Origin of the sequence: Turicibacter faecis, assembly GCF_037076425.1 — a bacterium.
Taxonomy (GTDB): domain Bacteria; phylum Bacillota_I; class Bacilli_A; order MOL361; family Turicibacteraceae; genus Turicibacter; species Turicibacter faecis.
Window position 1 is genome coordinate 1,796,852 of the sequence record NZ_AP028127.1, and the last position, 12,331, is coordinate 1,809,182.

The 12,331-nt window shown below is 39.4% G+C and carries 10 protein-coding genes and 1 riboswitch; of the genes, 2 read left to right on the top strand and 8 right to left on the bottom strand.

Annotated features, from left to right (window positions below; all coding sequences use genetic code 11):
- Positions 1-128: 128 nt before the first annotated feature.
- Positions 129-1,097 (bottom strand): alpha/beta hydrolase, encoded by a 969-nt coding sequence (locus AACH31_RS08890; RefSeq protein WP_161832122.1) that lies wholly within the window; start codon positions 1,095-1,097, stop codon positions 129-131.
- 228 nt (positions 1,098-1,325) lie between these two features.
- Between AACH31_RS08890 and AACH31_RS08895 the strand changes: the two genes are divergently transcribed.
- Complete coding sequence (locus AACH31_RS08895; RefSeq protein WP_161832121.1) at positions 1,326-2,330, top strand: helix-turn-helix transcriptional regulator; 1,005 nt, start codon at positions 1,326-1,328, stop codon at positions 2,328-2,330.
- Positions 2,331-2,342: 12 nt separating this feature from the next.
- Here AACH31_RS08895 and AACH31_RS08900 read toward each other — a convergent pair whose 3' ends face one another.
- From AACH31_RS08900 to rlmD, 7 genes are all read right to left on the bottom strand, one after another.
- Positions 2,343-3,611: an MFS transporter gene (locus AACH31_RS08900; RefSeq protein ID WP_161832120.1), complete on the bottom strand. Its 1,269-nt coding sequence runs from the start codon at positions 3,609-3,611 to the stop codon at positions 2,343-2,345.
- A 22-nt stretch (positions 3,612-3,633) separates the two neighbouring features.
- A complete protein-coding gene (locus tag AACH31_RS08905) occupies positions 3,634-4,419 on the bottom strand; it encodes an ABC transporter ATP-binding protein (protein ID WP_262950168.1) in 786 nt (261 codons plus the stop codon).
- A gap of 19 nt (positions 4,420-4,438) precedes the next feature.
- Positions 4,439-5,440 carry a FecCD family ABC transporter permease gene (locus tag AACH31_RS08910; protein ID WP_161832118.1) on the bottom strand — a complete coding sequence of 334 codons (1,002 nt, stop codon included), beginning with the start codon at positions 5,438-5,440 and terminating at the stop codon, positions 4,439-4,441.
- A complete protein-coding gene (locus AACH31_RS08915; RefSeq protein WP_161832117.1) occupies positions 5,440-6,423 on the bottom strand; it encodes a FecCD family ABC transporter permease in 984 nt (327 codons plus the stop codon). Before AACH31_RS08915 ends, AACH31_RS08910 begins: the two co-directional genes overlap by 1 nt.
- Positions 6,416-7,366 carry an ABC transporter substrate-binding protein gene (locus AACH31_RS08920; RefSeq protein ID WP_161832116.1) on the bottom strand — a complete coding sequence of 317 codons (951 nt, stop codon included), beginning with the start codon at positions 7,364-7,366 and terminating at the stop codon, positions 6,416-6,418. Before AACH31_RS08920 ends, AACH31_RS08915 begins: the two co-directional genes overlap by 8 nt.
- Positions 7,367-7,705: 339 nt before the next feature.
- The gene (locus tag AACH31_RS08925) at positions 7,706-8,218 is read right to left on the bottom strand and encodes a GNAT family N-acetyltransferase (RefSeq protein ID WP_338617408.1); all 513 of its coding nucleotides are present in this window, start codon (positions 8,216-8,218) and stop codon (positions 7,706-7,708) included.
- 161 nt (positions 8,219-8,379) lie between these two features.
- Complete coding sequence (rlmD, locus tag AACH31_RS08930) at positions 8,380-9,771, bottom strand: 23S rRNA (uracil(1939)-C(5))-methyltransferase RlmD (RefSeq protein WP_262950163.1); 1,392 nt, start codon at positions 9,769-9,771, stop codon at positions 8,380-8,382.
- 189 nt (positions 9,772-9,960) lie between these two features.
- Positions 9,961-10,133: riboswitch (Lysine riboswitch) on the top strand.
- A gap of 139 nt (positions 10,134-10,272) precedes the next feature.
- Between rlmD and AACH31_RS08935 the strand changes: the two genes are divergently transcribed.
- On the top strand, positions 10,273-11,859 hold the full coding sequence (locus AACH31_RS08935; protein ID WP_338617410.1) for a Na+/H+ antiporter NhaC family protein: 1,587 nt from the start codon (positions 10,273-10,275) through the stop codon (positions 11,857-11,859).
- The last annotated feature ends 472 nt before the right edge of the window (positions 11,860-12,331 follow it).

Genomic DNA, 12,331 nt, shown 5'->3' on the forward strand with positions numbered 1-12,331 from the left:
GTCTCAACTGACGCAGACATCTTCATTCTAGTTCGCCTTCTGTAACGGTCACCCTTATGTTATAGAAAAAAAATCAAACTTTATTCAAATCATTTTTAAAAAAATAAAAAAAGGCGCAACGCCTTTTTTTATTCATTCGTATTTTTTACATGAGTATCAATAAATTGATAGATATGTTGGAAGTATTCTGACTCCATCTTACTATCTGCCTCACAGTGTCCGAGTCCTTCAATATACCACAACTCTTTATTCTCATGCGGAATAGCATCGTAAATATATTGACTACTTTCTGGGGGCGTCACTTTATCTTCCGTCCCATGGATCAATAGAACAGGAACCGTAATATTTTTTACAGCATTCACAGGTTGGATATCGTCATACGTTAAATCTTCTTTTGCCTTTAACACGACATTTCCGGCCCATTTCGCAAAGCCAACAGGTAAAAGCGGAATATCCTCGGCAATAATTCCAAGCTCAACGGCACTTTCCATCGTATGGTAAGGGGCATCTAAAATATAAAAATCAACATTTTTGCTCTCTTCATTTAATTCAGTTTGCATCGTTGACGTGGCAGCCCCCATTGAAAATCCATGAACGCCGATGGTCCCATCTTGATACAGTGAGCGCGTGTAATCCGCAACCGCCTCTAAGTCAAAACGCTCATATAATCCAAACGTATAATTATCACCACCCGTTAATCCGGTATTTCGTTGATGATAAACGACCACATTATAGCCATTTTCTAAATAGTTGAACGCGACGTTCAACACTTCATGATAGTTACTCCCAATTCCATGAACAACAATCATCGCGTCAGATGTCTCCTGATTAGATTTGATATGAAGCGTTTCTACGTCATAATCATTGACTTCACTTTTGACAAAAACCGTCTCATGCTGATAACGATTAAGCGTGTCTAAAACCTTATCCTCACGCTCGGCATAAAAAGTTGGCATATCTTCCGCCTTTACGGATGGCTTTTTACCGACCGTTCCATCATAAACCATCCCACCAATAATCCAAGTCGCCGCACCTACAACGGTCGCCGCTGCCGTTGCCGCAATCCCAGATCCAATAATGACATTTTTCTTTTTCATAACTTCACCTCACAAAAAAGTACTTTCCTCTATTATAACAATATTTATTTTGTATTTCAAACTTTTAACCTAAATTCCTTTTCTAATCTTTAAAGGCCACTATTTCGTTGATGAAACGAAAGAATTCGTCGCTTGCTCCAACAAAAAAATGTCATTAAAACTCGATTTTTGTTTCTTAACATTATATAATAAATCCAACAAATTGAAGAACGAATACGAGGATATAACATGAATTTTAACGTACAAAATGCGGAACAATTCCGTCATACACTCCTACAACAACTGAATTTTATAAAAAAAAATGAACGTTACTGTTCACTCTATCACCATCCAAACACGAAAGACCAAGGACATCTTTTCATTTATGAACGTCCTGGATACTATTATTTCGCTATCGCGGATTATACGATTCCCCACGCCTTTTCCATTCACTTTAATAACCCCCAACGCCTGATGAGATTTGGAACCGTCTATAAAGGAACGACCCAATTTCAATTAGAAAATAAACCGGTCTCCTCCTTCACACCGTCCTCTTTCTTCGTCGTCGAAAAAAACTTAATTGGGACACAAACATGGCAACAAGGGCAACATTTTCATGGCGCTGAAATTACGATTTACGAAGCTTATTTTAATGAAGTCATCGCTCCCCTATTACAAACAACCATTAGCTTCGACTCTTTTATTGAAAACTACACGTATCATTACCTGCCGCTGGAGGTGATGAACGTGATTCAACACATGCAGACCCTTTCGCAAAAAAACAAACTTGATCCTCTAAGACTAGAAAGTTCCATTCTCGAATGTATTTCGCTTATTTTCACAAATATTGAACATTCCCCTGAAAATACGTTTACCCATCAAATTGATTATGGGAAAGTAAAAGTCGGGAATCGCTATCTTAAATTAACAGTTACCGATATAAAGAGTATCCAACGAGCACATGATTTACTGATTGAAAACTTTGCCACCCCTCCTACGATTGAAAAACTAAGCGAACTTGTTATGCTTCATCCCCAAAAATTAAAGGCCGGGTTTCAACACTATTACCACATGACCATTGGAGAATTTATTACGACTCATCGCCTCTCCATTGCAACCAACCTTCTTTGCACCACGGAGATGAGTATTGCTGATATCGCCAAGCACGTCGGCTACCCTTATCCGAGTAACTTTATTAAAACCTTTAAAAAAGCCTTTAACTGTACGCCTCTCCAATACAAAAATAAACAATAAATCCCAGTCCATTTAAATAGACTGGGATTTTTCATCTTCTTTAATTAATCGAACATTCCATCTGACCAGTAAGGTCACTAAAAAAACAAAGAACGCGGCCATAAGGATTAACAAATAAAGTTTTTGAGATAAAACCTCTAAAAGACCACCAAATAATATTTGTCCAAGTGGAATACACAACGTCGCAAACGCCGAACCAAAGGCTAAAATTTTTCCGAGGATTGCTCCATCAACAGCCTGATATAAATAAGCCGCGCTTAGCACGTTGGCAATTCCAAGCACCCCCATAATAATCATTCCACAAACGGTGAAAAGCACAACACTTGTCGCTGCATCAATAAAGCCGAAATGAAAAAGGTAAACAACTCCACCCATTAGCATCATCGAAACAGAGGTCAAATATAGAAGTTGATAAACTCGTTTAATATGAAAATGGTTTGGCCTATAAGTAATGATGAATCCTCCGACAATCATTCCAAGAGCAATCATCCCTTCAGCCCATCCATAAACCTCAGACGATAAAGCAAACGTCACCTTAATCAAGTAAGGGGTTGCCACACTAAAGACCGGAACTAAAAATAAGTTATAAAATCCAGAAAATAAGAGCATGCGACAGACAATTAAATTCTCATGTCTCAAATAATGATAACTTTCCTTCATATCGGTCATAAACGCCGCTTTAAATGATTGTTGTCCCTCCCGGCGTTGATGCGGAATTTCCAAAAATAACTCTAAGAGCGCAGAGAATAAAAAGCTAACTAAATTAATGATGACAACACCCGTAATCCCAAAAAAGCCGTATAAAAGACCTGCCAAAATAGGACCTAAAAATTGGCTTAACGAAGCGACTTGCTGAATAATGGCATTGGCTCTTACTAAATGGTCTCGGCTGACAATCAGTGGAACACACGTATTAACAACCGGTTGATAAATCGTAGAAATCGTTGACAACAAAACCATGACTGTTGCAATCACTAAAACATGGTCTTGGCCGTTAAAAACAATCCATACATAAACAAGCAATAATAAAGCACTTAAACTATCAAGCCCTATCATTAACCGTTTTTTATTCCCCCGGTCAGCTAACATTCCCGCAATCGGTGAAATCAAGACAACAGGAACCATTGAAAGGGCCAAAATAGCTGAAAAAATCCCGGCCGATCCCGTTAAATCCAGCAAATACAAAGACAAAGCAAATCGTTGAATCGAACTTCCAAACAACGAAATAACTTGCCCTAAAACTAAAATATTAAAATTTTTCTCATATAACGTTTTTCCCATGATGTCTCCTAATGAATAACTTCTATCGCGCGATATTAAAATCTACACAAATAGGATATTGCTTACTTTCATCTAATTGTAGCGTTGCCTCAATCCCATACAACGTTCTCAAATGATCCGTTGTCACTACTTCTAATGGATGTCCTGCGAAAACCACTTCTCCTTCTTTTACCCCAACCAAATAATCAGCGAATTTTGTGGCATTATTTAGTTCGTGTAAAACCATGACAATCGTCCGATTAGCTTCCTGATTTAATTTCTTTAGTAATAATAAAATTTCAAGCTGATGCGCCATATCTAAATACGTCGTCGGTTCATCTAAGACTAAAATTTCCGTATCTTGTGCTAATGCCATCGCAATCCATGCGCGCTGACGCTGTCCACCCGATAAACGATCGACCGGACGATTCGCGAAATCAGAAATGCCGGTCACTTCCATCGCCCAATTGATGAGTTCAATATCTTTTTGCTTTAAACCACCCATCGCACTTTGATAAGGAAAGCGACCATACGACACTAATTCCTTCACCAAAAGTCCTGATGGAACCGATGGACTTTGTGGCAAGACGGCCATCTTTTTCGCAATTTCCTTTGGAGCCTGCTCTTTTAACGCGACACCATTTAATAAAATATCCCCTTTTTTCGGCATAATAATACGCGCAATCGATTTTAATAAGGTCGACTTTCCACACCCATTCGATCCAATAATCATCGTTATCTTTCCCTTAGGAATTTCAAGATTCATATTTTTAATAATGTATTTATCATCATAGGCTACGTCTAACTGTGAAACTTTAATAGCTTCCATTCTAACACCTCCCACAACACTATTCTTTTAACATTAAATAGATAAAATAAGGAACACCAACAATTGAAATAGTAATTCCGACCGGAATCTCAATCGGTGAAAACATATTTCTTGAAATCGAATCCGCTATTAAAATAATAACACCACTCACCAACCAGGCAATCGGCAATTGTCTTCGATGAACTGGACCGACTAAGCGTTTTGCCAGTTGGGGCCCCAATAACCCTAAAAAGGCAATATTACCTGCAACAGCTGTTGCTAATGCAGATAACACAATCGCAAAAAAGAATAGACGTTTACGTTCCGCCTCAACCTTAACTCCAAGCCCTGTTGAAATTTCATCGCCTAAGTCTAAAACATCTAAAATCTTTGATTTATACAGGGTGAGCCCTAAAAATAAAAGAGCAGGCGGTAAAATTAAAAAGAAGAATTTCCAACTACTTCCCCAAAGGCTCCCACTCGTCCACGTCAACACTTGGTTATAATCGCCCTGTGACATCTTTAACTGATAAAGAGAAATAAACGCATTAATTCCAACATTTACTCCAATCCCCGTTAAAATTAACCGAGTCGGTACAATTCCTTTTTTATAACTTAATCGATAAATGAGAACCCCACTCACAAAGCTCCCGATGATTGCGACGATTGGCATGATAAAGAGTGAAAGATTTCCAATCTCACTATAATACGTCCGTTGTCCCGAAGAGATAAGCAACACAACCGCAAGAGCGGCACCTGCATTAATCCCAATCATCCCCGGTTCAGCTAACTCATTTCTTGTGACACTTTGCAACACACAACCCGATGTGGCTAAACAAACAGCGACCACAAGGGCGACACAAAGACGTGGGAGGCGAATATCAAAAATAGTGGCGTTTTGAAGCTTCGATCCATTCCCCATGAGCGTCGCTATCACCTCGTAAACAGACATCTGATAACTTCCAAGACTAATAGCGACTAAAAAAATGGCCACTAACAGAAGACTTAAACTTAAACTGATGACAATCAATCGTTTATTCACTAAGCGCCCTCCTTTCTCACCATCCAAATAAATAAAGGAACCCCGACTAATGAAGTAAATAAACCAATCGGTGTTTCGTAAGGCTGATTAACTAACCGTGCTAACACGTCCGCCCAAATAACAAGCGTTGATCCAAATAGGAAAGAAAGAGGCATAATCACCCGATAATCTTGTCCCACCCATCGTCGAATAATATGAGGAACAATCAGTCCAACAAATGCGATATTTCCGGCGACTGCCACACAAACTGCACACATCGGAATAATTAAGAGTAACGTTTGCATGCGAATTCGATTAGGATTTTCCCCTAATCCAATACAAACATCTTCTCCTAAATTAACAACATTAATTTTAGGTGCTAAAAACAAAGCGAGAATCGTCGTCAACACACCCACGATTAACACGAGTTGGACGCTCGCCCATGTCGTCGCGCGGAATCCACCCGCTAACCAAAACGCTAGATTCTGAGATTTATTCGTTAATAGGGCAATAACAGTTGCCATGGAAATAAAAAAAGTACTCAAGGCAGTTCCTGCAAGTAATAGCTTTGACATATTCATATGACGCGCACTCTTCATACTAAAAAGTAAAACGAGGGTTCCGCTCACTAACGCTCCGATAAATGCCGCAAACATATAACCAAAAAGACCTAATAACCCTGAACTTGCCCCCATCAAAGCGATGGCGAATGTCGCCCCTTGAGTAATCCCCATAAGTGACGGTTCCGCAACAGGATTCCTTGTCACCCCTTGCATCATTGCACCCGTAATACCAAGAAGACCGCCTATAAAGGCGGTACAAATAGCTCTTGGTATCCGAACATCTCTAACTAACTGCATATCTAAAATATCTTCATAATGAAAAATACTATCGATCACTGTCTGCAACGGGATACTTTTCGCACCCGCACAAATCGCAACAATTAGCCCGATTATTGCGAATAAACTGCATAACGTAACTAAAAGGGTTACTTTCTTATTCATGCATACCCGCTAATAAACTTTGTACTTCATCAACAAATGCTAAACGTCCAATTGGGCTATAACCTTGATTAAAATATGGACTTGCCGGTAAAATCACAACATTCCCTTCTTTTACTGCCTTTGTTCCTTTCCAAATGCTGCTCTCTTCTAACGTTTTTAAATCCTCATCTGTTCCCACTGCAAAAATATAATCTGCCTCAATAGATGCTAATCCATCTAAAGAAACAACTGGTAAACTAATATCTTCTTGCTCTGGCATTCCGACTGGTTTTAATAATCCCATATCATTATATAAAATCGATCCAAGTCCCGCTTGATCAAAAATGAATAAACTTCCCGCACTCGCTAAAAATGAAAGATACGTACTATCCGCTCCATAAGTCGCTTTAATTTGTTCACCGACTTCTTTTGCTTTCGCTAAATAATTATCAATCCAAGCTTGTGCCTCGGCCTCTTTTCCAAATACCCCTGCCACATGTAAGAAATCCTCTTTCCAATCCACTTGTTTCATCTCAACCATCACAACAGGCGCGATTTTTGATAACTGATCATACATCTTCTCTTGCACCGTAGAAATAATAATTAAATCCGGATTAAGCGCCATAATCGCCTCAACATCCATCTCCGCTAACATACTATATCCTAAAATTTGAGCATCAGCTAACGTCTCTTCTAAATAGGTTGGTAAGATTGTGTAATCATATCCATCACTATTAGCTGTCCCGATAACCTCGTATCCGATTAACGATAAAATATCACTAGCTCCACTAATATCAACAATACGTTTTGGGTCCTTTGGAATTTCAACGTCACCCTTCACATCTGTGACCGTTACCATTTCAACTGTCTCTTGTTGATCCGGTTCCTTTGGTGACTTAGAACATCCAACAAGTAATCCAACTAAAACAAAAAAACTCATAAAAGATAAAAATGCTTTTTTCATGTTTGACTCGTCCTCCTTTAAATTTAACCATCTCGCATCAAATGGTTAGCATAAGCTAACTTATAGGATGATTATACAAAATTAACCTCTTGGACACAAGAATTGCATCTCATTTCATTATTTTATCATCCGATTCCATTATCTTTCCTTTACACAAATCTACCTATCTGTCATTCCCTCCCTTTAATCTCAACTATGTTTAATATGTAAAAAAAACACCTATCTTATTCCAAATCTCTAAGTCTCGCTCAAATTTTTAGGCTAAAAAATGAAAAAGAGCCGGAGCCGACTCTTTAACAGTCTTTCATTTAATCCATCGCTCGGCCAAAAGAAGTTGGATTAATCAATTCCAAATTCTTTGGCATACTTGATCGTTCCACACACCTTCGGTACCTCTTCTTTTAGTGGATACGCCATAAAATTCTCGCTTGGCACCTCAAAAGGTGGCTTAATTCCAAAGGTAGCTGCTGGTAAATAACCGGCCTTTGGGTAGTAAGTTTCACTGCCTAAGACAACCGAATAATCATAACCTAATTCACGCGCCCTGTTATGTCCCTCGTTGATTAAGGCAAGCCCAATGCCCGACCTTTGATAATCAGGAAGCACCGCTAACGGGGCTAGTGCTAACACCGTTTCGCGTCCCACCTTAGCCTCGGTAAACAAAATATAACCTACAATTTTCCCATCTATCTCGGCAACGAGAGATAAATCTTTAATAAACGCCTCTCCCTTCTTTAATGCCTTGACGAGCTCATGTTCATTCCCATCCGTGTGTTCTGCCTGCTCAAACGCCGCTTTAATCACTGTATGGATGATTTCATCATCCTTCGTCGTCTGTTTTCTTATCAACAACATAATCCCTCCATCACATTTAATTCATTTAAACTAAGTATACCGTTGTAGCGTTAAGGCCTCAAGCTTCTTCTCCTCCCATCGTTTAAATACTCCCTCATCAAACGGCACCATAAAAAATTGCCTACGAGCCGAAGCTAACGTAGGCAACCAACATCCTCTTATTTTCGTTTTAATGGTTTGTTTTTACGAACAAGACGTACGACACATTCCACGTGAGACGTTTGAGGGAACATATCAATCGGTTGAATGTAATCAACGCGATACTTTTTCGTTAATTCTTTTAAATTTTTCGCCATCGTTGAAGGATTACATGACACATAGACAATCGTTTGCGGTTGAACGCGTTTTAACATTTCAATTAATTCTTCCCCTAATCCTGTACGTGGAGGATCCACAATCACAACATCCGGTTTGAATCCGTCATTCGCCCACTTTGGAACAATTTGCTCAGCCTTTCCAACTGCGTAATACGTATTAGTTAATCCGTTTAACTTCGCATTTTCCTTCGCATCATTAATCGCTTGACGCGTAATATCAACCCCGCGAACCTCGCTTGCTTTATCCGCAACCCATTGACCAATCGTTCCAACCCCACAATAAGCATCAACGACTTTCTCTGTTCCCTTTAAAGCCGCCGCATACTTCACTTGATTGTATAATTTAACCGTTTGTTCTGGGTTTAACTGATAAAAGGCACGTGGTGATAAATTAAATTTAAATCGTCCTAACTCATCCGAAATAAACTTCTCACCCGCTACATGTTGCAACTCTTTTCCTAAAATCTCGTGCGTATCTTCGCCGTTAATGCTCACATACACCGATTTAACATCTGGGCAGTATTTCATTAAATCTTTCGCCAACGAATACATCTTTTTAAAATCATTATTCGCAAAAACAAATGTCACCTGAACCTCACCCGTTTTAAACCCGCGGCGAACCACAATATAGCGTGCCGTCCCTTTACGCGTCTTCGGTGCATACGCAAATACTTTATAATCATCTAATAAATCAACCGCATGATTAATAACCTTATTAATTTCCTCATACTGAACATCACAATCCGTCACATTTACTAACTCGCGTGAGTTCATACTATAAAATCCGACCATAATTCCATCTTCATCATAACCGACCGGCATTTGCGCGCGATTACGATAATTATAAGGGTCATTCATTCCCATCGTCGGACGAATATCACACTCATCTGGATCTAAACTTGTATAGCGCTCAATGGCCTGAGACACAGCATCACGTTTAATACGTAATTGCTCTTGATAAGACATATGTTGTAATTGACATCCACCACATTGCCCATAAACTTCGCACGCCGGTTGAACGCGATGTTTTGATTTACGCTTAATACGAACCACTTCAGCCTCTGCATAACCATTTGCCACGCGTGTACACGTCGCGACAACCTCTTCGCCGACTAGTGTTCCTGGAATAAACACGGCTTGCTTTTTATAATAGCCGATTCCTTCACCGTTAATACCGATACGTTTAATGGTAACTAAAAATTCTTGACCAACCTTTAAAGGAGACATCTTCATTTATTTAAACCTCCAACTGTATTTTTTCATTTATCTTTTAATCTTACCACATTCGCTCACATTTTACACTGAAATCTCTACATTTTACGACAACCCTTTCTCTTCCCTAAAAAAAATTAAATGGTAATACTTGACTATCTTTTAAAAGGTGCTACAATAGGCTTAATTGAATACGTTGCTTGTTCTCTTTGATGAGTTAGAGGCGCATGGCCAATGAGTAGGAATTTCGAGAGTGACGTCCATGACAAATTCCAAAAGGTGTCCATGCCGAAGTCTTGTTTGTGTCAATCAAACTTGTGCTGGTGTTACGTTAAATAGGCTTAACACTGTCACTACGAAAGTAGTGGAGGACTAATGATCGGAGAGTTAAATGATACCTGTCATCTGACGTCTACTTCTCGTAGGCCTGAAGAGTCATGTTAGAGTTTAACTCAACATGACTCTTTTTTTTATCAAAAGGACAGTTACTTATTCAAATTAAACAAAGGGAGAGGATTTTATATGACTGGAACAATCTATTCTTTAATTCCCGCGTTACTGACCATTGCCCTTGTCATCTTAACGCGTCGTGTTGTTTTATCACTTGGGGTCGGGGCATTATCAGCCGCCTTTATTTTGGCCAACTTTAACCCGCTTCAAACATTAGAAATCTTAATGAGGTCATTTAGCGGACTTATCGTTGAAGAAAATGGACTCTTCGGATTCTTAAATGACTGGAACATGTCCATTATTTTCTTCTTACTTGCCCTTGGGGTCATCACCGCTTATATTGTTTTATCAGGGGGAGCCACAGCCTTCACCAATGCCATTATTAAACGCGTTAAATCACGTGAGGGTGTTCAATATACGGCAGCCCTCTTAGGAATTCTTATCTTTGTCGATGATTACTTTAACGCCCTTGTTGTTGGAAACGTCTCTAAACCATTAGCAAAAGAACAACGTGTCTCACGGGCACGATTATCTTATATCGTCGATTCAACCTCAGCACCTGTTTGTGTTATTTCACCTATTTCAAGCTGGTCAACAGGAATCATGGGATCGATGGCGGTTATTTTTGCAAGCACAGGAGCGACTTATAATACGTTTTCTGCCTTTTTAACAACAATCCCTTACCACTTCTATGTTCTTGTAACGGTCATCATGGTCTTCATCGTCATTAAATATAACTTCAATATTGGATTAATGAAAACCTATGAAGAAAGTGCCCTCAATCAGCAAGACACCTCACTCACTCATGCTGAGGCGACCGCTCAAGAAATGGATGCTCAATCATCTAAAGGATCCGTATGGGATTTAATCGCCCCAATCTTAACTTTAATTATCGTGACCGTTTGTACCATGGCATATACGGGATACACAGGAGCAATCAACTCAGAATCAGACTTCAATCTCTTCTTTGCCATCCTAGAAAACATTAGTTTAGCGACTTCACTCCGCATCGGAGGATTAGCTGGACTCGTTGTTTCAATGGCACTGACTTGCCGCCACATCATGGCACGCGAAATTTCATTCGCTCAATATACAAAAGCATTTTTCCTAGGGATGAAATCAATGGTCGGAGCCATCATCATCTTATTATTAGCTTGGGCAATTTGTGACCTCGTTGGTACACTTGATGCAGGTGGGTATCTTGCTTCACTCATTACACAGGCTAATATTGCACCAGGACTCATTCCAATGGTCATGTTTATGGTCGCTAGTTTCATGGCATTTGCGACGGGAACCTCTTGGGGATCATTCGGTATCTTACTTCCAATTGCGGGTTCAGTCGCTGCTGCCCTAGACATGGATCTCATGATTCCGATTATGGCCGCTGTCTTATCAGGAGCGATCTTCGGAGATCACGCCTCACCCATTTCAGATACCACATTGCTTTCTGCAACAGGAGCGGGATGTGACCTCGGCGCACACTTTAACTCTCAACTTCCTTACGCCCTACTATCAGCAACGATTGCTGCCATCGGGTATTTAGTATTTGGACTGAGTCAAAGCTTACTCATCGCCTACGGAGTCATGGCCGTTTGCTTAATCGCGGTTATCTTCTATGCGAAACGAAACAGAAAATCAAGGGAAGAAATTTCAAAATAAATCAAAAAGGAACCGATCGCAGGGGGGAAACTGCAAGTCGGTTCCTTTTTTTATATTAAAGAGAGGTTGAGAGAATTGGAGAAAAAATATTTATAACTATCAGAAAAGGATAATTATAAATGACTTATCTTTGAAATAGAGAACTTTAAACCATCATTTAAAGTATAGCCGGACGACTATTAACTTGGGGGGAGTCATCTCTACTCACCCCTATTATGGGGCGAAGCTTTTATTTTTAAACAACTCTCCTTTCTTTTTTTTAAAAAAATAAAAAAAACCTTAAGAGGGGGAACTCTTAAGGTTGGTAAACGGTCGTGGGGGAACACGATCCGTTTAGGGAGTGAGAAAACATAATGAATAAGAAAATCAAAGGGGAGAAAATTTATTATCATTTTCATCCTCAGTTATTATTACATAAGGTTATGTTCAAAAAATGATTGAAATGTGTCTATTTTGTGTTCTTTTTTTCCAC

Excerpts from the sequence above, each read along its gene's own strand:
- AACH31_RS08920 (WP_161832116.1), bottom strand. The coding sequence starts at position 7,366 with ATGAAAAAAGCATTTTTATCTTTTATGAGTTTTTTTGTTTTAGTTGGA.
- AACH31_RS08890 (WP_161832122.1), bottom strand. The coding sequence starts at position 1,097 with ATGAAAAAGAAAAATGTCATTATTGGATCTGGGATTGCGGCAACGGCA.
- AACH31_RS08915 (WP_161832117.1), bottom strand. The coding sequence starts at position 6,423 with ATGAATAAGAAAGTAACCCTTTTAGTTACGTTATGCAGTTTATTCGCA.
- AACH31_RS08895 (WP_161832121.1), top strand. The coding sequence starts at position 1,326 with ATGAATTTTAACGTACAAAATGCGGAACAATTCCGTCATACACTCCTA.
- rlmD (WP_262950163.1), bottom strand. The coding sequence starts at position 9,771 with ATGAAGATGTCTCCTTTAAAGGTTGGTCAAGAATTTTTAGTTACCATT.
- AACH31_RS08905 (WP_262950168.1), bottom strand. The coding sequence starts at position 4,419 with ATGGAAGCTATTAAAGTTTCACAGTTAGACGTAGCCTATGATGATAAA.
- AACH31_RS08935 (WP_338617410.1), top strand. The coding sequence starts at position 10,273 with ATGACTGGAACAATCTATTCTTTAATTCCCGCGTTACTGACCATTGCC.
- AACH31_RS08900 (WP_161832120.1), bottom strand. The coding sequence starts at position 3,611 with ATGGGAAAAACGTTATATGAGAAAAATTTTAATATTTTAGTTTTAGGG.